Genomic DNA, 526 nt, shown 5'->3' with positions numbered 1-526 from the left:
ATATAAAATCCTTCCAAATTGCAAGGATTATAATGTTTGCATAAAACTGTTCATAAAAAGTAAGAAAAACCTTAAAATCATCAAACCTATAATCGGGGTAAAGTCCATGCCACCAAACACTAAAATGCCTCTAAAAACACGCATGTAAGGATCAACAATCTGATGTAATATGGCATAAAAATTAGAGTTTCTAATTTCAGGAATCCAACTTAATAAGACATAAGCTATAATCATAAAGAAATAAATATTTAATAAGGTATACACAATTTGGAAAAACATGATGAGCATCGGGTTCATAGTATTACTCCTTGTATTTGTTAATAAACTTTCTGAGTGATTTATCTTTTAAATCATCTTTGGTTGCGAATGCCATTATTTTATCACGAATCACTTCTACATTGCCATCAAGTGCATAAATAACGCCACTTAAAAAAACAATAAAACGATTGCTTTCGATTAAATCAAAGGTTTCAAAATTTAGGATTAAAGGTTTTCTAAGCATTAACTTATCGGCTAAGTCAAACAC

2 protein-coding genes are annotated in these 526 nt (G+C 29.5%); both read right to left on the bottom strand.

Features of this window, described 5'->3' with window-relative positions:
• Positions 1–27: 27 nt before the first annotated feature.
• Positions 28–279, bottom strand: coding sequence for a YggT family protein (locus ABCO64_RS11035; RefSeq protein ID WP_425463717.1), 252 nt, complete (start codon positions 277–279; stop codon positions 28–30).
• 22 nt (positions 280–301) lie between these two features.
• Positions 302–526: cell division protein SepF (sepF, locus tag ABCO64_RS10810; RefSeq protein ID WP_343089484.1), on the bottom strand; the 225-nt coding region annotated here is incomplete at its 5' end.

The sequence above is a fragment of the Methanocalculus natronophilus genome, from assembly GCF_038751955.1.
Classification (GTDB): domain Archaea; phylum Halobacteriota; class Methanomicrobia; order Methanomicrobiales; family Methanocorpusculaceae; genus Methanocalculus; species Methanocalculus natronophilus.
This window is presented reverse-complemented; position numbering and strand designations above follow the sequence as displayed.

Bases quoted from the DNA above. Each gene is read 5' to 3' on its own strand.
- ABCO64_RS11035 (WP_425463717.1), bottom strand. From the start codon at position 279: ATGTTTTTCCAAATTGTGTATACCTTATTAAATATTTATTTCTTTATG.